The sequence below is a fragment of the Pseudomonas sp. AN-1 genome (assembly GCF_034057115.1).
Classification (GTDB): Bacteria; Pseudomonadota; Gammaproteobacteria; order Pseudomonadales; family Pseudomonadaceae; genus Geopseudomonas.
Genome location: NZ_CP139195.1, coordinates 3683646 through 3703587, shown reverse-complemented (window position 1 = coordinate 3703587; position 19942 = coordinate 3683646). Strand labels below are relative to the sequence as shown.

Sequence of the window (19942 nt, the reverse complement as noted above, 5' to 3'; positions counted from 1 at the left end):
TCGGAACTCTCGATTCTTGGAGCTTTCAATTCTTGGTGAACAGCGGGTGCAGGGTGCTGTGCTTGGCGTCATAGACCTGCGCGCTGCTTTCGTCGATCTGCAGGGTCACGCCGATCGGGCGCTGGGCCAGCAGGCCGTCGAGGCGCGCGCGCAGCACCGCCAGCAGGCTGTCGCCGACCTGCTTATGCACCGCCGCGCTGCGGCCGCAGCCCATGCGCAGGTTGGCGTAGAAGAAGCCGTAGTCGCCCTTGCCGTCGGCGATCGCCGCGTGCGCCGCCGGGTAGGCCAGCACGCGGGTGCCGCCGGTGGGGAACACCTGGCGGCCGTTCTCGTCGCGCTGCTCGAGCATGCAGTCGGCCAGCTCGCGGCACAGGGAACCGACGTCGACATCGCGTTCGAGGTCGGGGCTGTAGTAGAGGACCAGATGGGGCATGGCAGCGCTCCTTACAGGCGGCTGGCGGCGATGAAGTCCGGGTTGGAGGCCTGCGCCGCCGGGATGGTCGAGCCGTCCTGCGGGGTGACCGGGAACACGGCGTTGATCTGCCCGGTGCCGGAGGCGGCGAAGTACGGGGTGATCACCTCGGCCTTGGCGTCGTACTTGCTCCAGCCGAGGGCGCCCATCAGCATCGCGGTGTCGTGCATGAAGCCTTCGCCGTGACCCTTGACCGCGTACTCCGGCAGCATGGCGCAGAAGGTTTCCCAGTCGCCCTCCTCCCACATCTGGATGACGCGGTGGTCGAGGGTCTCGAGGAACGGGCTCCAGATCTTGGTGGCGAATTCCGGCGCCTGGCCGTTCTGCGCGAAGCGGTGCGACAGCGAGCCGCTGGCGAGGAAGGCCACGGTGCCGTCGTAGTGCTCTTCCACCGCCTTGCGCATGGCCCAGCCCAGACGGGCGCTGTCGGCCAGATAGTGGGAGGTGCACAGCGCCGAAACCGAGACCACCTTGAAGTGCTGGTCGGCGTTCATATAGCGCATCGGCACCAGGGTGCCGTACTCCGGCGCCAGGGTGGTGGCGTCGTGGGCCATGGTCTCCACGCCCAGGCGGTTGGCCTCGGCGGCCAGCAGGCGGCCCAGCTCCGGGTTGCCGGGGAACTCGTACTCCATGTTGCTGATGAAGTGCGGCAGCTCGTTGCTGGTGTACAGGCCCTTGAAGTGCGGACCGCAGTTGATGTGGTAGTTGGCGTTGACCAGCCAGTGGGTGTCGAACACCACGATGGTGTCCACGTTCAGCTCGCGGCAGCGGCGGGCGATCTCGATGTGGCCGTCGATGGCCGCCTTGCGGAAGCCCTGGCGCGGGCCGGGCAGCTCGGACAGGTACATGGAGGGAACGTGGGTGATCTTGGCAGCCAGAGCAAGTTTGCCCATGACGATTCTCCTTGCGGCCTCATGCGCGCGGCGCACGCGGCGATGATTCGGGGGTGCATGGCCGAAAACGGGCAGTCCCCGAGGGGAGCTGCCCGTTCCGACGCGGGCGACCGTCAGACGGTCGCTAGTGGCTGCCTCAGACGCCCCAGCGCGGGATGTGGTGGCTGCCCATGGAGATGCACACGTTCTTGATCTCGGCGAACACCTCGAAGCTGTACTCGCCGCCTTCGCGACCGGTACCCGAGGCCTTCACGCCGCCGAACGGCTGACGCAGGTCGCGCACGTTCTGGCTGTTGATGAACACCATGCCGGCCTCGATGCCGCGGGCCAAGCGGTGGGCCTTGCCGATGTCCTGGGTCCAGATGTAGGAGGCCAGGCCGTACTCGACGTCGTTGGCCAGGCGCAGGGCCTCGGCCTCGTCCTTGAACTTGAGCAGGCAGACCACCGGGCCGAAGATCTCTTCCTGGGCGATGCGCATGCGGTTGTCGACGTCGGCGAACACGGTCGGCTGGATGAAGTTGCCCTTGGCCAGGTGGGCCGGCAGGTTGGCCGGACGCTCCAGGCCACCGGCGACCAGGTTGGCGCCCTCTTCCATGCCGATCTTGATGTAGCCGGTCACCTTGTCGTAGTGCGCCTTGGTGATCATCGAGCCGACCTGGGTCTTCGGATCCTGCGGATCGCCGACGATCAGGCGCTTGGCGCGGGCGGCGAACTCGGCGACGAACTTGTCGTAGACGGTTTCCTGGATGAAGATCCGCGAGCCTGCGGTGCAGCGCTCGCCGTTCAGCGAGAAGATGGTGAACAGCGCGGCGTCGAGGGCGCGATCCAGATCGGCGTCGTCGAAGATCAGCACCGGCGACTTGCCGCCCAGTTCCATGGAGTACTTCTTCAGGCCGGCGGTTTCCATGATCTTCTTGCCGGTGGCGGTGCCGCCGGTGAAGGAGATGGCGCGCACGTCGTTGTGGCGGACCAGGGCGTCGCCGGCGGTGGCGCCGTAGCCCTGCACCACGTTGAGCACGCCGGCCGGGATGCCGGCCTCCAGGGCCAGGCGGCCCAGCTCGTTGGCGGTCAGCGGCGACAGCTCGGACATCTTCAGCACCGCGGTGTTGCCCAGCGCCAGGCACGGCGCGGTCTTCCAGGTGGCGGTCATGAACGGCACGTTCCACGGCGACACCAGGCCACACACGCCGACCGGCTGGTACAGGGTGTAGTTGAGCATCTGGTCGTCCACCGGGTAGGTGTGACCGTTCATGTTGGTGCAGACCTCGGCGAAGAACTCGAAGTTGTGCGAGGCGCGCGGGATCAGCACGTTCTTGGTCTGGTGGATCGGCAGACCGGTGTCCAGGGTCTCCAGCTCGGCCAGCTTCGGCACGTTCTGGTCGATCAGCTCACCCAGCTTGCGCATCAGGCGGGCGCGTTCCTTGGCCGGGGTGTTGGCCCACTTCGGGAAGGCTTCCTTGGCCGCAGCCACGGCCTGGGCGATTTCCTCGGCGCCGCCGCTGGCCACTTCGCAGATCACTTCGCCGGTAGCCGGGTTCAGGTTCTCGAAGACTTCTTTGCTCTCGACCTCACGGCCGTTGATCCAATGCTTGATCATTGCTTAACCCTCACTTGGCTACTGCGGCATTCTTGGCAGCGAAGAAATCGGCTTCGCTGACGATGGTGTTGACGAGGCGACCGACGCCCTCCACTTCCACGACCACTTCGTCGCCCGGGACCACGTCGGCCAGGCCTTCCGGAGTGCCGGTGGCGATCATGTCGCCCGGCTGCAGGGTCATGAACGCGGACAGGTATTCGATCAGGAACGGGATGTCGAAGATCATGTCCTTGGTGGAGCCTTCCTGGCGCAGCTCGCCGTTGATCCAGGTGCGCAGCTTGAGGTTCTGCGGATCGGCGATCTGGCTGCGGTCGATGATGTACGGGCCGACCGGAGTGGTGCAGTCGCGGTTCTTCACCCGCAGGTTCGGCCGGTAGTAGTTCTCCAGGTAGTCGCGGATGGCGTAGTCGTTGCAGACGGTGTAGCCGGCGACGTAGTCCAGGGCGTCCTCGCGCTTGACGTTGCGCGCGGTCTTGCCGATCACCGCCACCAGCTCGCACTCGTAGTGCATGTAGGCGACGTTGTCCGGACGCCAGGTGATCTGGCGGTGGCCGGTGTAGGTGTTCGGCGCCTTGATGAACACCAGCGGCTCGGTCGGCGCCTTGAACGCCAGCTCGGCGGCGTGGTCGGCGTAGTTCAGACCGAGGGCGAACATGCTGCCGGTGGCCGGCGGCAGCCACTCGACCTGGTCTTCGGCCAGCAGGGTGCCATCGGCCAGACGGACGGCGTTGTCGTCTTCGACGGCGACGTTGTGGACTTCGCCCTGGTAACGGATGCGTGCGTGTTTCATGTTCCGGCTCCTTATTCCGCGACCACGGTGTTGCTGAGGCGGCCAACGCCGGCGATTTCGACTTCGACCTTGTCGCCGACGGCGATGTCGACGCGACCTTCCGGCACGCCGGTGATGATCAGGTCACCCGGCTCGAAGGTCATGAACTGGCTGAGGAAGCTGATCAGCTCGGGGATCGAACGCACGAAGTTGGCGGTGCTGTTCTGCTGGCGGACTTCGCCGTTGACCAGCAGCCTGATCTCCAGTGCGTGCGGATCTTTGATGTCGGCGGCATCGACCACCACCGGACCGACCGGGCAGAAGGTGTCGCGGCACTTGGCCTTGACCGCCGGGCGGTAGAAGCTGACTTCCGGCAGGGTGACTTCATTGACCGCGGTGTAGCCGCCGACGTAGTCCATGGCTTCGGCTTCGGACACGCGGCTGGCGCGCTTGCCGATCACCACGCCCAGCGCCGGGCCGGCCTGGATGGCGTCGACGCCGGCCGGGAAGACGATGCTGCCTTCGTGGCCGACCACGGTGTTCGGGGTCTTGATGTACAGCACCGGGGTCTTCGGCGGGGTCTTGTACGGATCCTGGTTGAACTCGGCAATCTTGCTGTCCAGCAGGCCCTGGTAGTTCAGCGCGATGCCGAACACGGTGCCGCTGAACGGGGCTTTCCAGGCGTCAGGCTTGACGGCCTGGCCATTCACGGACGGTTGACCGTTGTCGTCGACCGTCGCCTCGAGGACCTTGCCGTCCACTTCAATCATCGCTCGGCGCATGCCAGCTCTTCTCCACAGACCAGTTGGATAAACCGGCCCCTGCGGACAGGACCCGGCACTCACCATGACCACCGTCGCGCGACGGCCAGTTAACATGTGAACTTTATAATTAACATGTTAATCGTGGTCAAGTCCCTCGGCATCGCCCGGTCACGGCGCGGTATCATGAAAAACAGCCCAGAACAGGCGGGAGGCCGCGGATCATGCGGGAACACGAGCCCATTCCGAACATCAACATCGGCCAGGTCTACGACCAAAGATATGCCGACGAGGACGTGCACTACGAGGCCCTCGGCAAGCTGGCCGACTTCTTCGGCCGCAACATGCCGGTGCACCGCCACGACCGCTTCTTCCAGGTCCACTACGTGACCAGCGGCGCGGCGCGGGTCTATCTCGACGACCGGCAGTACAGCGAAAGCGCCCCGCTGTTCTTCCTCACCCCGCCGACCATCCCGCATGCCTTCGTCACTCATCCGGATAGTGAAGGCCATGTTCTGACCGTGCGCCAGCAGCTGGTCTGGCCGCTGCTCGAGGCGCATCTGAGCCAGTCGGGCGAGCCGCGCCTGGTGTCGCCGACCTGCGTGGCACTCGGCTCGCTGGACGCCAGCTACGCCGGCGAGATCGAGCGCCTCGACCGCCTGTTCGCCATGCTCGCCGAGGAGTTCGCCCAGCACCGGGTGGCGCGCCAGGCCAGCCTGCACGCGCTGACCCAGCTGATCTTCATCACCCTGCTGCGCCTGGCCGCCGAGCCGGTGAAGAACCAGCACGTGCGCCACGACAACCTGCAGATCTTCCACCGCTTCAACGCGCTGATCGAGGACCACTATCGCAAGCACTGGCCGCTGTCGCGCTACGCCGAGGCGATGGGCGTCACCGAGGCGCGCCTCAACGACATCTGCCGGCGCATCGCCGACCTGCCGTCCAAGCGCCTGGTCCACGAGCGGCTGATGCAGGAAGCGCGGCGCCTGCTGCTGTTCACCGCCAGCTCGGTCAACGAGATCGGCTACCAGCTCGGCTTCAAGGATCCGGCCTACTTCACCCGCTTCTTCAGTCGCGAGGCGGGCATGACCCCCAGCGAATACCGCAGCCGCGAGGGCGAACGCGAGGAGGCAGGCGCCGGAAACGAAAAGGCCCGCCGGTGAGGGCGGGCCTTTCGGACTACCGGGTGCGGGTTAGAGCAGCGGCAGGGTGTAGCTGACGATCACGCGGTTTTCGTCGACGTCGCGAGCGTTGACTGCCGCAACACCACCCGAACGATAGGTGACGTTGCGCAGATGGAAGCGCAGGCCCTTCAGGCTGCCATCCTGCAGGGTGTACACGATATCGGTATCGCGCTCCCACTCTTTGCCATCGTTCTGACCGGAGCCGGAGGGCTGCTCAATGTTGTAACCGCTGACATAGCGAGTCATGAAAGCCAGACCCGGAACACCCAGCGAGGCGAAGTCGTAGTCGTAGCGAACCTGCCAGGCATCTTCATCCTCGCGGTTGAAGGTCCAGTAGGTGGACAGGTTGGTGCTGTACGGGTCGGCACCGGCGATCAGGCCGAGAACGCCGTCGCCCGACATGTTCTGGAAGCCGGCACCGAACTTGTGGGCACCGACGGCCAGGGTGAACATGCCGTTGACGAACTTGTTGTCATCCAGCTTCGCGGCACCCGGTGCGTCGTAGTCGGTCTGGAAGTAGCGCAGATCGCTGGTCAGGCTGATGCCATCGCCCAGCGGCAGCTTGTGCACCAGGCCACCGAAGTGCTGCTTGTACTGGGTGTCATAGCGACCGTAGTAGTAACTGGCGGTCAGCTGCGGATTGAACGCATAGGAACCACCGGCCAGATCGAAGTGATCGATCTTGTCAGTGAGAGTCGCGGTCGAGTCCTCGAAGTCTTCACGATCGGTCGAGTCACGCAGGCTGTACTCGGTCAGGCGTGCAGCATGCAGGGTCAGACCGGTGACTTCCTGGGAGGTGATCAGGCCACCGGTGTAGGTGCCCGGCAGCAGGCGGGTATTGTTGTACAGCACGACCGGCAGCAGCGGCTGCAGGGTACCGACATGCAGGGTCGACTTGGAGATGCGCGCCTTGGCGGTCAGACCCAGCTGCGAGCTGTTGTCGACGGGGGCGCCGTCGGTTTCGAGGGCCATCATGTTGCCGTCGCGACGACCAGCACCGGAGTCCAGCTTGACGCCAACCAGGCCCAGAGCATCGACACCCACGCCGACGACACCGTCGGTATAGCCGGACTCGAACTTGGCGATGAAGCCCTGCCCCCAAAGCTCGCCGTAGGAACGCGGATTGGCCGGAGTACCAGTGGTTTCGTCACGGAAATCACGGTTCAGATACATGTTGCGCAGCTCGAGGCTCGCCTTGCTGTCTTCGACCAAAGCAGCCTGGGATACGGCAGGGACGGCCATGGCGGCAGCGAGGATGCCAAGGGCCAGTTTCGAGCGCTGAGAGGTCCTGATCATTGTTTTTTTGTCTCCACGGGGACTTATTCGATCAATCGAAGTTTCGTCCGCCAGGCTGGCAGCTTCCTGGCGAACCGGACGCGCCTTTTACCATCCGATTAAGATGTTAACAACCAAATTCTCGATCGGCGATGGGCGACACCCTAACGAACTTCCGCTTCTAAAAACCGCGAAATAACCGTCAAGTCAAGCATGAACGGAATTTTCACAACAACAATCCCCCCCTCCCCCCTCCTTTCGGATGGCTTGACGCTCCACCCCGGCTGTCACACGATTGCAGCGTTAACTTGTTAACGAAACGCGCCCGCGAACGGTCACCACATGGCCCCGGCCATGCCATCCACCTCCCTGGCGGAGGCAGCAACCGCGGGCGCCGCAGATGAAACGACTGTTCGTGCCTCGCGGAGAGGCGCATGCCAGCAGGCTCGGCTACGCTTTCCCGGACCTACGAGGCATGCACGCGCGGCACCGGCACTTCACCTGAGCCATCCGTCACCCAGAGCCCGTAAGCATCCGTCGAATGCCCAGCAGATTTTTGATGCAATCATTCGATTAACATGTTACTAATCTGGGGACAACAAAAACACGGGAGTATCCCATGAGAACCTTGAAACTCGTTGCCCTCGCTGCCGCCATCGGCGCCGCCTCTGCTGCCCAGGCCGCCGACAGCTACACCCTGAAGGTCGGCCACTTCCTGCCGTCCACCTCCAACGCCCAGGTCAACATCATCGAGCCGTGGTGCGAACAGCTGCGCCAGGAGTCCAATGACCGCCTGAAGTGCCAGTTGTACCCGTCGATGCAGCTGGGCGGCACCCCCGCCAAGCTGGCCGACATGGCGCGCAACGGCGTGGCCGACATCGTCTGGACCGCCCCGGCCTACTCCGCCGGCAAGTTCCCGCGCGTCGAGGTTCTCGAACTGCCGTTCATGCTGCCCTACGGCGGCAAGGCCGGTAACGACATCATCTGGAAGTTCTACGAGCAGTACGCCAAGGACGACTTCAAGGGCTACAAGGTGCTCTCCGTGTTCGGCGACGGCGGCATGGACCTGCACACCCGCGGCAAGGCGGTGAAGACCCTCGAGGACCTCAAGGGCCTGAAACTGCGCGCCTCCAGCCGCACCGCGGCCAAGACCGTGGAAGCCCTCGGCGCCACTCCGGTGAGCATGCCGCCGGCGCAGATGACCGAAGCCATCTCCAAGGGCGTGGTCGACGGCGCCCTGGCCTCCTGGGAAGTGGTTCCGGCCACCAAGCTCGACGAAGTTACCGAGTTCCACAGCGTCGCACCGGAAGGCCAGCACGCCATCGGCTACACCGTGCTGACCATGCTGATGAACCAGAAGAAGTTCGACAGCCTGCCCAAGGACCTGCAGGAAATCATCGACCGCAACAGCGGCCCGGCGCTGAACGACCGCTTCGCCACCGCCTGGGACAAGGCGATGGATGCCGCCCGCAACGCCGCTCCGGCCGAAAGCCGCGTGGCCATCGACGCAGACGCCTACAAGGCCATGCAGGACGCCGCTGCCGGCGTCGCCGATGTCTGGGCCAAGGATGCAAGCGAGAACGGAATCGACGGCAAGGCGCTCGTGGAAGGCGCACGCAACCTGTCCTCCGCTACTCGGTAATACACAAAATGAATGAGTCGCTGTCCTTCGAGAGCGGCCTGACCGCAGAACACGGCGTCTTCCGCCGTGTTCTGCATTACGTCGCCCAGGGCTTCGCCCTGGGCGGCGGTCTGGTCCTGCTGCTGCTCATCAACATGTCGCTGATCTCGATCATCGGCCGCAAGCTGTTCAATACGCCGATCCGCGGCGACATCGAGCTGATGGAAATCGGCGCCTCCATCGCCATCGCCGCCTTCCTGCCGCTGTGCGAGCTGCGTGGCACACACATCAAGGTCGACGCCTTCACCATGAAGGCTTCCCCGCTGGTGCAGCGCACCCTGGACGGCTTCGCCCACCTGCTGTGCCTGGTCGCCGCGCTGATCCTGGCCTGGCGCACCGGCCTGCAGATGTTCGACAACATGGAGTACGGCGACGTCTCCACCCTGCTGTCGATCCCGCTGTGGATCCCGCTGATGTGCATCGTGCCCAGCCTGGTCCTGCTGGCGCTGTGCTCGCTGGCCCGCATCATCGACATGTTCCGTGGAGGTCGCGCATGAGCGGTCTGAGTCTCGGCCTGATTGCCCTGGCCATCACCCTCACCCTGCTGGCCCTGCGCGTGCACATCGGCATCACCATGCTGATCGGCGGCGCCGCCTGCTTCTGGGCGGTCAACGACGGCGACCTGTCCTCGCTGCTGTTCACCCTCAACAACCTGGCCTACTCGCGGCTGTCCAACTACGACCTGGCGGTGATCCCGCTGTTCGTGCTGATGGGCCAGTTCGCCACCCACGGCGGCCTGTCGCGCGCCATCTTCCGCTGCGCCGCGGCCTTCATCGGCCACTGGAAAGGCGGTCTGGGCATGTCGGCCATCGGCGCCTGCGCCGGCTTCGGCGCCATCTGCGGCTCCTCGCTGGCCACCGCGGCGACCATGAGCCATGTGGCCCTGCCCGAACTGCGCCGTCACCACTACTCGGGTCGCCTGGCCACCGCCACCGTGGCCTGCGGCGGTACCCTGGGCATCCTCATCCCGCCGTCGGTGCCGCTGATCATCTACGCCGTGCTGACCCAGGAGTCCATCGCCAAGCTGTTCGTCGCGGCGGTGATCCCTGGCATCATCGCGGTGATCGGCTACATGATCGTGCTGCGCATCATGGTCGCCCGCGACAGCGACACCGCCGACAGCATCCCCAAGGCGCCGACCAGCGAACGCGTCAAGGCCTTCGTCAGCGTGCTGCCGGTGGTTGGCGTGTTCCTGGTGGTGATCGTCGGCATCTACGGCGGCTGGGCCAACCCCACCGAGGCAGCCTCGATCGGCGCCGCGGCCTGCGGCATCCTCGCCGTGATCCAGGGCGGCATGCGCTGGGAAGGCATCCGCACCAGCCTGCTCGGCACTGCCGAGACCACCGCGATGATCTTCCTCGTGCTGCTCGGCGCCGACCTGCTCAACTCGGGCCTGGCGCTGACCCAAATGCCCAACGAGCTGGCCGAGTGGGTGAAGAACAGCGGCCTGGCGCCGATGCTGGTACTGGCGGCGATCCTCGTCCTCTACCTGCTGCTCGGCTGCGTGATGGACTCGCTGGCGATGATCCTGCTGACCATCCCGATCTTCTACCCGGTGATCATGGGCCTGGACTTCTTCGGCCTGGACGCCACCGAGAAGTCGATCTGGTTCGGTATCCTCGCCCTGATGGTGGTGGAGATCGGCCTGGTGACGCCACCCTTGGGGATGAACCTGTTCATCGTCCAGCGCGCCGCCGGCGACGTGCCGCTGACCGAGACCGCCAAGGGCGTGATCCCCTTCCTCGCCTCGGACATCCTGCGCATCATCCTGCTGGCGCTGTTCCCCGCCATCACCCTGTGCCTGCTCAGTCTGTAAGCTGTACCCCCAAGGCCGCCTCCGGGCGGCCTTGTTCATTTCCCCCTCGCGACTTACTGGAGATTGCATGGTCGCCGTCGCCAACCCCCAACGCCTGATCGTCCTGCTGGCCGCGCTGGTGGCCTTCGGCCCGCTGTCGATCGACATGTACCTGCCGAGTCTGCCGCTGATCGCCGCGGATCTCGGCGCACCCGAGGCGCAGATCCAGCTGACCATCAGCGTGTTCCTCGCCGGCCTGTGCGCCGGCATGCTGCTCTACGGCCCGCTGTCCGACCGCTTCGGCCGGCGCAGGCTGCTGCTCGGCGGCATCGCCCTGTACGTGCTGGCCAGCCTCGGCTGCACCCTCGCCGCCGAGGCCGAACAGCTGGTGTTCTGGCGCGTGCTGCAGGCGCTCGGCGGCGCCGGCGCCTCGGTGCTGGCGCGCACCATCGTGCGCGACCTGTTCCCGCTCAAGGACGCCGCCCGGGTGCTGTCGCTGATGCACCTGGTGACCATGTTCGCCACCCTGATCGCCCCACTGATCGGCGGCTACCTGATCCTGATCGCCGGCTGGCGCTCGCTGTTCGTGGTGCTGATGGTCTTCGCCGGGCTGTGCCTGCTGGCCGTGGCCTGGAAGATTCCCGAGACCCACCCGGCCGACAGGCGCGGCACCTCGCTCGCCGCCGCCTTCCGCGCCTACGGCCACATCGCCCTGCAGCCGCAGGCGCTCGGCTACATCCTGTGCATGGGCCTGTCGTTCGGCGGCATGTTCGCTTTCATCACCGCTTCGCCGTTCGTCTACATCCAGTACTTCGGCGTATCGCCGCAGCACTACGGCTGGCTGTTCAGCCTGAACGTCGGCGGCATCATCGTCTTCACCCTGCTCAACGCGCGCCTGGTCGGCCGCCTCGGCCCGCAGCGCATGCTGGTGTTCGGCGCCAGCATCGCCGCCCTCTCCGGCCTGGGCCTGGCGATCCTCGGCGCCAGCGGCATCGGCGGCCTGACCGCCATCGTCGCCTGCCTGCTGCTCTACGTCAGCGTCACCGGCCTGCTCGGCGCCAACAGCGTGGCCAGCCTGCTGGCGCGCTTCCCGAAGCAGGCCGGCGCCGCCGCCGGCCTGGCCGTGGCGGGCCAGTTCGGCCTCGGCACCGCCTGCAGCGCCCTGGTCAGCGCCCTGCACGATGGCAGCCCGCTGCCGATGAGCCTGATCGTCGGCGCCACCGGCGTCGGCTGCCTGCTGGCCCTGCTGCTCACCCGGATGCCGGAGCGCGCAGCCGCCTGAGAGGCATTCCCCCGAAATTGGCACGCCACCTGCATCAGGTAAGGTGTCCAGTTTCGGGGACCACGGTACAGGCAGGCCGGGGATTCCCCCTTTTATGCACGAAGCCCCGGATCGCAGCGCGATCCGGGGCTTTTTTGCACCTGCAGGGCGGTTTCTCCCGGTCGCCCGCCGGCCTGGCGGCAGCGCCCCGGGTGTCGGATTGACGCCAAAACCCGCCCTGACGCACGACCGTTGTGCCCTTCGCACCAAAAGCGTGCCGCTCGGCTACTGGCGATAGAGCTCGCGACGGAAGATCAGCGCACGCTGCACGGCCTGTACGCCGAAGGTCGCCCGTGCCGAGGCCGCCTCCGGCGTGCCGTCGCCGTTCCAGTCGAACCACAGCCAGGGCAGCGCCGGCGAGGCGCCGTTCAGACCGGACAGCGTCGCCAGCACGCTGCCCGACTTGTTGGGCGCCGGCAGGCGAACCACTCCGCTCGGCGTCGGCGTGGCAACCGGCGGCGCCTCCAGACTGCCGGGAGGCGTCGGGAAATCGCTGGCCTGCAGGCCGCCGCTGAAGCCGGACAGCACCACCTGCCCCAACGCTGCCGGCGTGGAACAAGTGTCCCCCAGGGTCTCGCCCCAGACGCTGCTGCTGCCCTGGCTCTGCCAGCTCTCCAGCCAGTAGGGCAGGTCCAGCGCCTGGTTCTGCGGGCCGCTGGCCGCGTCGAGGCGCAGGCGGCCCAGGCGCAGCTCGGTGCCGCCGAAGGCATGCTCGAAGTCCTGGCAGGCCGCCGCACTCCCACCACTACCGCGGTAGCAGATGAGGTCGAGATCCCTCAGTTCGCTGGCCTCGACCCCGAGCCGGACATGTTCCCCCGCGGCGGTCAGCACCAACGGCAGGTCCTCGTCCGAAGGCGGCGACGGCAGTTGCCAGCGCAGCGCATCGGCCGGGCGCACGCCATCGGCCCGCCAGTCGAAGGCACGGCGGCCGTCCGCCGCGCCACTGTCGACGATAGCCAGCGACTCCGCATCGCCCAGGCTCTGCAGCCGCGCGGCCAGATCCGGCCTGCCCGCCGCGATCAGGCTGTAGGGCTGACGCTGCGGCGGCGCCAGGCGCCAGAATGCCCCGCGGTCGTAGTTGCGGGTTACCCCGCCCTGGCGGTTGAAGCCGGTCACCGCGATCTGCGGCTGGCCGCCGGCGAAGCCGATGAGCTGGCCCTGGTAGCTGAAGGCACCGCAGGCCGGGGCCAGGCTGGCCGAGCTGGTCACGCCGAGGTAGGCCGGGGTGAAGCGGCCGATCAGGGCGCTGGTGCCGCCGCCGACCGTCTGCCCGTGATAGCTGCCGGCCACAGGCGTTGCAGTGAGTTGGAAGATGCCGACCTCGCCCTGGCTCACCGTCAGGTCGGTGCTGGCGCCCCGGACATGATCGTAGCTGGCGAGCACTGTTCGACTGCCATCGGCATTGTGCCGGTAGAAGGAGCCTGCCACCCCCCCCTCGGCTGGGGTCGGCGCGACCAGGGTGCCAGTCAGGCCGATGCTGGCCAGCTCGAAGTTCGGCGTTGCCTCGTTGTCGCTCAGCGCCGCGGCGGTCAGCGCCTCGCCGTCGGCCTGCCAGGCCACCGCGCGAATGCTCAGCGGGAAGCCGTCGCCCGCCGCACGCAACAGGCCGCACCCCGCCACGCCCGCCGCCGTGCAACTGGCATCGGCGGGCGTGGAGACATGCAGGCCGTAGGGCTTGCTGACGAACTGGTCGGTGCCGGTCATCACCAGACCGCTCTCCAGCCCCGTGCCGTCGAAGCGGGCATTCAGCTGCATCAGACCGGCATCGTCGTAGCGCACCTTCAGCCATGCCGTGGCCTGATTGTCGAAGACGAGCGGCAGAGCCGTCGGTGACGCCAGAATCTCCGTGTCGTTGATCCACGGCCGCATGCTGCCCGAGCCGGGATCGACATGGCCGCTCGAGAACTGCAGCGTGCGGGTGGCCGGGCCGAAGGCCGGTACGCAGCGCTGGGTCGCGTTGTCCTTGCGTACCGCCTGCAGCGCGATGCCGGTCTGCTCCTTCCTGGCCATCAGGGGCGGCACATCGAAGATGAAGCCGCTGTCGGCGAAGACCACGCTGCAGTTGGTCGACAGCGGCGCCGCGCCGACCTTGCACAGCGTCTGGCTCAGTGCCTTCAAGGGCGGACTGGAGTTGCTCACCCCCAGCGTCACCGTCTGCGCCGTGGTGACCCGCAGGTTGTCCACCAGCGTGCCGCCGCTGAACGTGCGGCTGCTGCCGCCCTCCCAGCCGCTCGGCGACAGGGTGACGCTGACCGGGTCGGTATGGCGCTGCGAGCAGTCGGCATTCAGGCAGGCGCGCACCTCGACGCTCAGCGGATTGCAGGTCAGCGCATTGCCGGCATGCACGAACTCGTAGTGATCGATCTGCTGGCCGACCGGATCCATCCTCGTCGCACACACCTGCAGATCATCCAGTTCGTGGATATTGTTCGAGCCGCCGGTAGATCCCGTGAACGTCAGATAGAAATTGGCCGGCAGAGCGGCCTGCCCGCTGCTGGCCAACACGTCGAACGAGGAAACCAGTGTCGTGAAGCCCGCTCCGGTATTGCGCTCGACCTTGAGCATGGCCTTGCCGGCAACCGTGTTGTCCAGCGTGATGCGATAGGTATCCCCCGGCCCCACGCCATTTCCGGAGAAATCGATACCCGGACTGAGGTTGGCCGCGGTGCCCGCCAGATAACGATAGCCCGTCGTGCCGGAGCCGGAACCGCGCACCGAAACCGAGTCGGGCAGTCGCACCGTTCCGGAGCCAGATGCCCCCCCCACCCGCCCCTCCGCAGCGGCGGAGAAGTTGCCGTACTCGTCCAGCGCCACGCCCAGCCAGCCGCCGGCAAATCCGGCGATCCCGGTCTTCTGGGCATAACCCAACGAGCCGCCGTAGGCCCCCGGCTGCGGTGTCTGCGTCGCGTCGGAGAACACTACTGCCACCCCGTCGGCGCCGTTGCCGCCATAGGCGTAGTACTTGAACTGCACCTGCACGAAGTTGGCCGAGGCGGGCACCAGCCGCTGGAGGGTGGCTCCTGTGGCGACATTGCCGGAGTTGTCGGTGAGCCGCAGGCGGTTGTTGACGATCCTCGGCACCCCGAAACTGCCGTTGCGGCTGGTTACCGCCCAGTTGCTGGGGTCCAAGGCTGAGCGATTGAAGTCGTCGGCTAGGCAGGTGGGTGTCGTTACGGTCTGACAGGCGTTGGCCGGTGTCGAGCCGGGCAGGCAAACCCCGGTCACGCGACTACTCCCGTTGACGTAAATAGTCGAATAACTCGGCGCAGTGAAGCTGCCATAGGCCGTCGTATCGTTGAGCGTCACGGCTCCGCTGACCGAGGTCACAGTCACCGAAGCGCTGGTGCTGCCCAATGTGCTGCCGGTAAAGGTGACCGTACTGGCTCCGGACACCGCCCCCGAGGTCATGGTGACCGACTCGAAAACGGCTGCATTGCCCGCCGAATAGAAGTCACCCTGGATCGAGCCACCGCTGATCGACAGCCCCGAGGAGTCGGAGCGTGCGCCATTCTGCAGGTTCGTGTTGCTGGTGGCGACCACACAGCAGCCGCTTCTCACCAGGCCGCCGATGGTTCCGCCGGTCAAGTTGACCGAACCATTGGTACTGGTCAGGCTGCCGGTCACCGAAGAGCCATTGGTGGTGATGTTGCCACCGGCCAGAAGATTACCGCCCACGCTGCCGCCCGTCAGGTTGACCGTACCCCAGTCGGTGGACAGATTGCCGCTGAAAATCGAGCCGCTGGCAGTCAAACTACCCCCGATCTGCGTATCGCCCCCCACGCTGCTGTTGCTGAAGCTTCCTGAGCCCCCCCCCGTTACATTGCCGGCAATCGAACTACTGGCGGAAATCGCGATGGCACCACTGGTACTCTGCACATCGCCGGCAACGGTGGAGCCCGACAGGTTGATGGCACCGCTGCTCGAGGTTACCGAACTGCTGAAGGTATTGCCGTTCCCCAGCACAGTGATATCGCCATAATCCGACACTAGGGCAATCGTCTTCTGACTGCTACCAATAGAATTACTGCCACTCAGCAGGAAGCCGTTATTGGCCTTGAGCGTTATGTCTTGATTGGAATCGAGAATGTCGCCACTCGCCAATAGGACACGGCCGGTGCAGGTATAAAGTCTGCTACCTGACGGGTGCTCCCATGTGCCATTTATACAAGGCGGCATATTGTTGAGATTGTTCTTGATGGTGTACGTTTCCGCCTGCGCGCGCCCCACCAGTAGAAACAGAAGAATAAGCCAGCCGAGCATCGCGCGTTGCATGATCACTTCTCCACCGTCACTTCCAGCCGCCGCCAGGCGTAGTCCACCTGGCTGTCCGGGCTGCCGTTGCTGGCCGTGGCGGTCAGCCGGTACAGGTTGAAGGTACGGCTGCCCTCCGTGTAGCTCTGCGCGCAGGTGGCCGTCGTGCAGGGCAGCTTGATGCAGGCGAGGTTCACGCTGAAATCGGCGAGGCCGCTGCCGGCCATCGACACGCTGCCCTGCGGGCAGACGCCCGCCACGTTGCTCTCCAGCAGCAACTGGTGCAACCCCCACTCCAGGCCGGCGCGGGCGGCCTGATAGGCACGGGCCTGCTGCACGGCAAGGTCGAGGCTCGTGTTCTGGGTGACCGACAGCCGACTCATGGTCGCCACCACCGCGGCAATGACGACCATCACGAACAGCGCCGCCACCAGGGCGAATCCACGTTCAGGGCGCATTGCTCACCTGTACCTGCTGAGCCAGACGGATGCTCTCGCCCGCCGCGCCGATGTCCAGACGCAGGCTGGCCAGACCGTCGGCGAGGCGGAAGTCGCAGCCGGTCACCCGGTCGGCCTGCAGGCGGCCGGTGGACGGCAGGGCGGCGGGCAGCGTGGCCTGCAACTGGTCGTGCTCGTAGCGCAGCAAGCGGCCGTCACCCATGCAGCGATAGCCGACCACCCGGTCGGCGAAATAGATGCGGCGCTGCGTCGAGACGGCGGCGAAGGCGAAGGAACCGCCGGGCGGCGCGACGCGGATCAGGCTGATGCCGGGAAAGTCGACCGAGTCCGCCAGGCGGGTGAAAACGGTCCCGGTGGGGGTGATATTGCCGGGGTTGCTCGGCGTCCAGCTGAACGGCGTGCTGGCGACCACCAGCCAGCCGGAGGCCGGCGGCTGAAAATCCGGGGCGAGCACCTGCAGCACGTTGCAGGCCGGCACGCCGGCCACCAGCGGCCCCCGGCAATCCGCCGAAGGCGAGGTGGCGAAGCTCAGGCTGACGCCGTCGGCACGGTTGGCCAGGTAGCGGCCGGCACTGTGGATCAGCAGCAGCTCCAGCGCCTGGCCGTCGGGGCTCAGGCGCAGCGAGCCGGGCACCGCCATGCGGATGTCGCGCTGCATGCGGTTGAGCGCCGTGGCGCCGATGTCCACCAACTCGGCGCGCCGGCTCTGGGCGACGAAGCCTTCCAGCGGACGCGACAGCACTGTGCTGACCATCACCGCGACGATGGCGGAAAGAACGATCACCAGGATCAGCTCCACCAGGGTGAAGCCGCGCTGGCGGGCCGCAGGCAAGCGTGGGGTGGGTGGCCACCCCGTGGCAAACCGCGCAGCGTTTTCCAGCCGCTCCCCGGTGGATAACGCTGCGCGCCTACCCACCCTACGCTGCATATCGAATGCGCTGCGGGTCAGGGTACGCATGCGTAAGCCCCCGCTCCATCGTGCTCGCCGTAGCAGGAGCGCCAGCCGGACAGGGTCAACTGCTGGCCGTCCGGGGCCTCGACCGTCACCACTACCTGCAGCGCCGCCGCAGCGCTCAAGCCATTGAAGGCCTGCGGGGCGACCGCGACGCGGACCCGGTAGCCCTGCAGGCCGGCAATCGGGACGCCATCGGCACCGTGGGCGCCCGCATCGTCGAGACCGGCGTAGTCGCAGACGTTGTCGAAGTCGGCACGTGCCCCCGGGGGCGCCGGGCACTGCGCGTGGCTGGCCGGATCGAGGAAGTCCCGGGCGAGGATCTCCTCCAGATAGGCCTCGGCGACGGCCAGGCTCTGCTGGCGCAGCATGGGGTCGGCGGAGCGTCCACCGATGCTGGCCATGGCGCTGTACAAGGCCGCCGCGGCGATGCCGACGATGACGATGGCGATCACCAGCTCCACCAGGGTCATGCCGCACTGGCGCTTCACGGCACGAACCCGGTTTCCGCCTCGACGCGCACGGCATGGCCGGCGCCGAGGGTGACGCTGGCCGCCGCACTGGGTCGGCCGAGAGCATCGAAGTCGATGGTGAGCGGCGCGGACAGCGTCGTGCCGGCCGGGGGCGTGCCCGCATAGGGCGTCTGGCCGCTCGCGGGGTCGAGCACGGGCACGAAGGTGGTGCCGCTACCCTCGCAGTCGGTATCGCGCAGCACACGGTAGCCGGTGGCATCCAGGCTGAAGCGGATGCGGCAGCCGCCGGCCAGCGCCAGCTTCTGCGCATGGCGCAGACCGGCGCGGACCTCCTCGGCGTAGAGGCGCTCGTCGAAGGTCGAGCGCTGGAAGAAACGCGGCCCCACCACGGCGGCGAGGATGCCGATGATCACTATCATCAGGATCAGCTCGACCAGGGTGAAGCCGCGGGAGTGCATGGGGAACTCAGCAGCCGCCCGTGTTGACGGTGATGGAAGGCGGCGTATTGACATCGGCGGCATTGCTGTAGCTGACGAAACAGGAAGCCGTGGTAGCGACTCCCCGCGGCAGGATCTTGACCGACGAGTCACTGGGGCCCCCTCCGTCGATCTGGAAATTGCTGCTGTCGATACTGGCGGCCACGAGAATCCCGGGGGCCGCCGCCTGCGGATAACCGTTGTTGATACCCACCGAATTACCCTCGAGGGTCAGGATGGAGTTCCTGCGCACCAGCCAGGCCGAGTGCCCGATGGCTGCTGCCGAGCGGAGCGCCGCCGCAGCCCCCTGAACAGAAGCGATGCGCGCATCCTGACCAAGATTGGCGAAGCGCGGCAGGGCGAAGGCCGCCAGGATACCCAGTACCACGATGACCATGATCAGTTCGATCAGGGTGAAACCACGTTGTTGAGCTTGCATGAAAACGGTCCTTGTCCGTAACTCCCGGCCAACGCCGGGCTGGAAAGCACAAGGAGCGCCCGTCAGCCAAGAGGGCGCCCCCTCGCATCAAGCCTCTGAGAGCGCACACCGGAGTGCGCACGCCCAGAGTCAGCAACCGCTGACAGTACGAGCCGTATAGGTCGGCGCCGCAGTGGTCGAACCAGCCTCGTTGTAGATGAAGGAGCAACTTGCCGGCGTCGGCGCATTCTTCATCTGAATACGGATCGAAGGCGGAGTGGTCGCCGGGGTGACCACAATCGCCTCGAAATCGGCGCTCAGCTGCGCAGCCACTGCGATGCCATCGGCCGCCGCAGTCGGATACCCGTTGGCCATCTTCACTGCCTGCCCTTCCAAGGTCACATCGGCGCCGACGGCAGTACCCTTGGCGAGATGTACCGAGTGAGCGATGGCTGCAGCGGAGCGTACCGTTCCCAGTGCGCCATCCAGAGTGGCAACGCGCGCATCCTGACCAAGATTGGCGAAGCGCGGCAGGGCGAAGGCCGCCAGGATACCCAGTACCACGATGACCATGATCAGTTCGATCAGGGTGAAACCACTTTGCTGTTTTTTCATCACGAATACTCCTTGAAACAATCCAAAAAGAAACTCACGCCGGCAGGCGATCACCTACCGGCATGAGCTTCCATGACCATCAGCAACCGCTTGTATCGACTGCGACACCCGGGGGGTTATCGGCGCTGGTTGCCGCCGTATAAACGACATTGCAGGTACCGGAAGCACCCTTGGCTGCAACAGTCACGGTCGTAGCGGCATATGTAACGGTGAACTCAGAAGCCGAAATACCGGCTGCCTCGATGATGCCCTTCACTGCCGAAGGAGTGCTGGCGCCGACCCCTGGGTAGGTATTGGTCAAGGGAATGGCCTCCCCCTCGACGGTAATACTGGTGAGCGTCGAATTATTCTTCGCCAGATACGCCGCATGCACGATCGCCGAAGCCGACTTCATCGAGGCTGCGACGCCTTCGATGGTGGCCTTGCGCGCATCCTGCCCCAGGTTGGCGAAGCGCGGCAGCGCGAAGGCCGCCAGGATGCCCAGTACCACGATGACCATGATCAGTTCGATCAGGGTGAAACCGCTTTGCTGCTTTTTCATGATTACAGTC

At 66.0% G+C, this 19942-nt stretch carries 19 protein-coding genes; 5 read left to right on the top strand and 14 right to left on the bottom strand.

All coding sequences use genetic code 11. The annotated features are described in order from the left end of the window. Positions 1-25 precede the first annotated feature (25 nt). The 5 genes from SK095_RS17535 to SK095_RS17515 all read right to left on the bottom strand — a co-directional run bounded on the left by SK095_RS17535 (position 26) and on the right by SK095_RS17515 (position 4513). Positions 26-433 carry a 5-carboxymethyl-2-hydroxymuconate isomerase gene (locus tag SK095_RS17535; protein ID WP_320546992.1) on the bottom strand — a complete coding sequence of 136 codons (408 nt, stop codon included), beginning with the start codon at positions 431-433 and terminating at the stop codon, positions 26-28. An 11-nt stretch (positions 434-444) separates the two neighbouring features. After that, the gene (gene hpaD / locus SK095_RS17530; RefSeq protein WP_320546991.1) at positions 445-1365 is read right to left on the bottom strand and encodes a 3,4-dihydroxyphenylacetate 2,3-dioxygenase; all 921 of its coding nucleotides are present in this window, start codon (positions 1363-1365) and stop codon (positions 445-447) included. A 136-nt stretch (positions 1366-1501) separates the two neighbouring features. Next, positions 1502-2962, bottom strand: a complete 1461-nt coding sequence (gene hpaE / locus SK095_RS17525) for a 5-carboxymethyl-2-hydroxymuconate semialdehyde dehydrogenase (protein WP_136489823.1) — start codon at positions 2960-2962, stop codon at positions 1502-1504. A gap of 10 nt (positions 2963-2972) precedes the next feature. Then, complete coding sequence (locus SK095_RS17520) at positions 2973-3752, bottom strand: fumarylacetoacetate hydrolase family protein (RefSeq protein ID WP_320546990.1); 780 nt, start codon at positions 3750-3752, stop codon at positions 2973-2975. 11 nt (positions 3753-3763) lie between these two features. After that, complete coding sequence (locus SK095_RS17515) at positions 3764-4513, bottom strand: fumarylacetoacetate hydrolase family protein (RefSeq protein WP_320546989.1); 750 nt, start codon at positions 4511-4513, stop codon at positions 3764-3766. Positions 4514-4716: 203 nt separating this feature from the next. Here SK095_RS17515 and hpaA point away from each other — a divergent pair, with 203 nt between their 5' ends. Next, positions 4717-5655, top strand: coding sequence for a 4-hydroxyphenylacetate catabolism regulatory protein HpaA (gene hpaA / locus SK095_RS17510; protein WP_320546988.1), 939 nt, complete (start codon positions 4717-4719; stop codon positions 5653-5655). A 30-nt stretch (positions 5656-5685) separates the two neighbouring features. On the opposite strand, the gene SK095_RS17505 is transcribed toward hpaA, so the two are convergent. Beyond that, positions 5686-6972, bottom strand: coding sequence for an OprD family porin (locus SK095_RS17505; protein ID WP_320546987.1), 1287 nt, complete (start codon positions 6970-6972; stop codon positions 5686-5688). A gap of 598 nt (positions 6973-7570) precedes the next feature. Between SK095_RS17505 and SK095_RS17500 the strand changes: the two genes are divergently transcribed. From SK095_RS17500 to SK095_RS17485, 4 genes are all read left to right on the top strand, one after another. Further along, positions 7571-8593 carry a TRAP transporter substrate-binding protein gene (locus SK095_RS17500; RefSeq protein ID WP_136489828.1) on the top strand — a complete coding sequence of 341 codons (1023 nt, stop codon included), beginning with the start codon at positions 7571-7573 and terminating at the stop codon, positions 8591-8593. Between the two features lie 8 nt (positions 8594-8601). After that, positions 8602-9129, top strand: a complete 528-nt coding sequence (locus SK095_RS17495; RefSeq protein ID WP_201485779.1) for a TRAP transporter small permease — start codon at positions 8602-8604, stop codon at positions 9127-9129. Continuing rightward, on the top strand, positions 9126-10448 hold the full coding sequence (locus tag SK095_RS17490; RefSeq protein ID WP_320546986.1) for a TRAP transporter large permease: 1323 nt from the start codon (positions 9126-9128) through the stop codon (positions 10446-10448). Before SK095_RS17495 ends, SK095_RS17490 begins: the two co-directional genes overlap by 4 nt. Before the next feature lie 67 nt (positions 10449-10515). After that, on the top strand, positions 10516-11709 hold the full coding sequence (locus tag SK095_RS17485) for a Bcr/CflA family multidrug efflux MFS transporter (protein WP_136491270.1): 1194 nt from the start codon (positions 10516-10518) through the stop codon (positions 11707-11709). Positions 11710-11973: 264 nt separating this feature from the next. Here the strand turns inward: SK095_RS17485 and SK095_RS17480 are convergent, their stop codons facing one another. From SK095_RS17480 to SK095_RS17445, 8 genes are all read right to left on the bottom strand, one after another. Further along, positions 11974-16020 carry a DUF6701 domain-containing protein gene (locus tag SK095_RS17480; RefSeq protein ID WP_320546985.1) on the bottom strand — a complete coding sequence of 1349 codons (4047 nt, stop codon included), beginning with the start codon at positions 16018-16020 and terminating at the stop codon, positions 11974-11976. A 2-nt stretch (positions 16021-16022) separates the two neighbouring features. Next, positions 16023-16457, bottom strand: a complete 435-nt coding sequence (locus tag SK095_RS17475; RefSeq protein WP_320546984.1) for a hypothetical protein — start codon at positions 16455-16457, stop codon at positions 16023-16025. Beyond that, a complete protein-coding gene (locus SK095_RS17470) occupies positions 16447-17289 on the bottom strand; it encodes a type II secretion system protein (protein ID WP_320546983.1) in 843 nt (280 codons plus the stop codon). Before SK095_RS17470 ends, SK095_RS17475 begins: the two co-directional genes overlap by 11 nt. Positions 17290-17402: 113 nt before the next feature. Then, complete coding sequence (locus tag SK095_RS17465) at positions 17403-17900, bottom strand: prepilin-type N-terminal cleavage/methylation domain-containing protein (RefSeq protein WP_320546982.1); 498 nt, start codon at positions 17898-17900, stop codon at positions 17403-17405. Then, positions 17897-18340 (bottom strand): GspH/FimT family protein, encoded by a 444-nt coding sequence (locus tag SK095_RS17460; RefSeq protein ID WP_320546981.1) that lies wholly within the window; start codon positions 18338-18340, stop codon positions 17897-17899. The genes SK095_RS17465 and SK095_RS17460 overlap by 4 nt, the downstream gene beginning before the upstream one ends. Positions 18341-18347: 7 nt before the next feature. Continuing rightward, positions 18348-18797: a type II secretion system protein gene (locus SK095_RS17455; RefSeq protein WP_320546980.1), complete on the bottom strand. Its 450-nt coding sequence runs from the start codon at positions 18795-18797 to the stop codon at positions 18348-18350. Between the two features lie 129 nt (positions 18798-18926). Beyond that, a complete protein-coding gene (locus SK095_RS17450; RefSeq protein ID WP_320546979.1) occupies positions 18927-19391 on the bottom strand; it encodes a type II secretion system protein in 465 nt (154 codons plus the stop codon). A 79-nt stretch (positions 19392-19470) separates the two neighbouring features. Further along, positions 19471-19932, bottom strand: a complete 462-nt coding sequence (locus tag SK095_RS17445; RefSeq protein WP_320546978.1) for a type II secretion system protein — start codon at positions 19930-19932, stop codon at positions 19471-19473. Positions 19933-19942 lie beyond the last annotated feature (10 nt).